We start from the raw sequence: 2,325 nt of genomic DNA, 5'->3' as shown, positions 1-2,325 counted from the left end.
TCCTGCCCCGCGCCGCGCGCAATGCGGAAGCGCTTGCGGCCGCACCATTGCGCTTCATCCGCTCGTCCTCCGCGTCCTTGCCGGCGCAGGTGATGGCCGAGCTGGAGGCGACCTTCGGCTGCCCGGTGATCGAGTCCTACGGCATGACCGAGGCCGCGCATCAGATGGCATCCAACCGCCTGCCGCCAGGCCAGCGCAAGCCGGGCAGCGTCGGCGCCGCGGCCGGACCGGACGTAGCTGTCATGGCGCCGGACGGACGGCTGCTTGACGCCGGCGAGACCGGCGAGATCGTCATTCGCGGCCCCAACGTCACCGCCGGCTACGAGAAGAATCCCGACGCCAACGCCAGCGCCTTCGCCCACGGCTGGTTCCATACCGGCGACCAGGGCGTGCTCGACGAGGATGGCTATCTGCGCGTCACCGGCCGGTTGAAGGAGATCATCAACCGCGGCGGCGAGAAGATCTCGCCGCTCGAGGTCGACGGTGTGCTGATGGACCATCCGGCGGTGGCGCAGGTCGTCACCTTCGCCATGCCGCACGACAAGCTCGGCGAAGAGGTAGCGGCCGCTGTCGTGCTGCGCGAAGGCCAGAGCGCCAGCGAGTCCGACATACGCGGCTTTGCGTCGACCCGGCTCGCCGATTTCAAGGTGCCGCGCAAGGTGCTGATCCTGGACGAGATCCCGAAGGGCGCGACGGGAAAATTACAGCGCATCGGTCTCGCGGCAAAACTCGGGCTCGGCTGATGCGCGTCACCGTTTTCGGCGCCGGCGCCATCGGCGGCTATCTCGCCGCCAAGCTGGCAGCCGCTGGCACGGTCGATCTGTCGGTCGTGGCGCGCGGCGCGCATCTCGAGGCGATCAAGGCCGATGGCCTCTGGCTGATCGAGGGCGAGAGCGAGATTGCCGCGCCAGTGAGGGCGGCCGCCCGCGCGGAAGAGCTCGGCGTGCAGGACTATGTCGTGCTGGCGCTGAAGGCCCATTCGCTGGCGCCGGCGCTCGACCAGATCGCACCGCTGCTTGGGCCGGAGACAGCGGTGGTTACCATGCAGAACGGCGTGCCCTGGTGGTACTTCTACAAGGCCGGCGGCGCGCTCGAAGGCACGCGCATCCAGGCGGTCGATCCCGGCGGCACGATCTGGCAGCGCATCGGCCCGCAGCGCGTCATCGGCTCCGTCGTCTATCCCGCCGCGGAGGTCGATGCCCCCGGCCTGATCCGCCATGTCGAGGGTACGCGGTTCTCGCTTGGCGAGCCGTCCGGCGAAAAGAGCGAGCGCGTAACCGCGCTGGCGCGCGAGATGGTCAAAGCCGGACTGCAGGCGCCGGTGCGCGAGGACATCCGCTCGGAGATCTGGATAAAACTCTGGGGCAATCTGTCCTTCAATCCGATCTCGGCGCTGACCGGCAGCACGCTCGCGGCCATCGTCGCCGACGAGGGAACGCGAACGCTTGCCCGCGCCATGATGCTGGAGGCGCAAGCGATCGGCGAAAGCCTCGGCGTCCGCTTTCCGATCCCCGTCGACAAGCGCATCAAGGGCGCCGGCGACGTCGGCGAGCACAAGACTTCGATGCTGCAGGATCTGGAGCGCGGCCGCCCCATGGAGATCGACGCGCTGGTGAGCGCGGTGCAGGAACTCGGCCGCCTGACCGGCAAGCCGACGCCGGCCATCGACAGCGTGCTGGCGCTGGTGCGGCGGCTGGCCATCAAGCGCGGGTGTTATGCCCCGTTGTAAGGACGACGCATTGGTCGCCATGCGAGCATTTCAAATCGCTGCAAGCTGGACCTGTCTCTCCTGACACGAATTGTCACCTGTGGGACAGGCCGGCGGTAGTAGCCGAGCAGTCGACCCCCTACCTGCGACTGGTCTGAACAGGAGGAAGTCATGACCACTGCTGAAATTGCCAAGGATTTCACGGAACTCCTCAAGCAGGGCGACAGCCACAGCGCTGCCGCGAGATACAATGCCGACGACATCGTCAGCTATGAGGCCATGGAAGGGCCGATGGCTGTTTGCAGCGGCAAGGAAGCCGTCAAGCAGAAGGGCGAGTGGTGGGATGCGAACCATGAGGTTCACGGCGGCTCGGTCGACGGCCCCTATGTCAATGGCGACCAGTTCGCTCTGCGCTTCAGGTTCGACATAACGCCCAAATCCACCGGCGAGCGCGTCACCATGGATGAGGTTGGCCTCTATACGGTCAAGAACGGCAAGATCAGCGAAGAGCGTTTTTACTATTGAAGCGTGAAATTCCAGCAGCCTCCAGGGCTCGCATCGCGCACGGTTAAAGTCAGGCATGGCGGCTGGGATGACATGTTGGCCGCCATGTGATG

General features: G+C 66.2%; 3 protein-coding genes. All 3 read left to right on the top strand.

All coding sequences use genetic code 11. The features are described from left to right. Positions 1-743 (top strand): AMP-binding protein (locus tag EN738_RS33605; protein ID WP_145967027.1); only part of this gene is annotated, 743 nt, incomplete at its 5' end. Continuing rightward, positions 743-1,729: a 2-dehydropantoate 2-reductase gene (locus EN738_RS33600; protein WP_127287293.1), complete on the top strand. Its 987-nt coding sequence runs from the start codon at positions 743-745 to the stop codon at positions 1,727-1,729. The genes EN738_RS33605 and EN738_RS33600, both read left to right, overlap by 1 nt. Positions 1,730-1,879: 150 nt before the next feature. Further along, a complete protein-coding gene (locus tag EN738_RS33595) occupies positions 1,880-2,233 on the top strand; it encodes a nuclear transport factor 2 family protein (protein WP_127287292.1) in 354 nt (117 codons plus the stop codon). The last annotated feature ends 92 nt before the right edge of the window (positions 2,234-2,325 follow it).

It is taken from the genome of Mesorhizobium sp. M4B.F.Ca.ET.017.02.2.1, assembly GCF_003998955.1.
GTDB lineage: Bacteria > Pseudomonadota > Alphaproteobacteria > Rhizobiales > Rhizobiaceae > Mesorhizobium > Mesorhizobium abyssinicae.
This window is presented reverse-complemented; position numbering and strand designations above follow the sequence as displayed.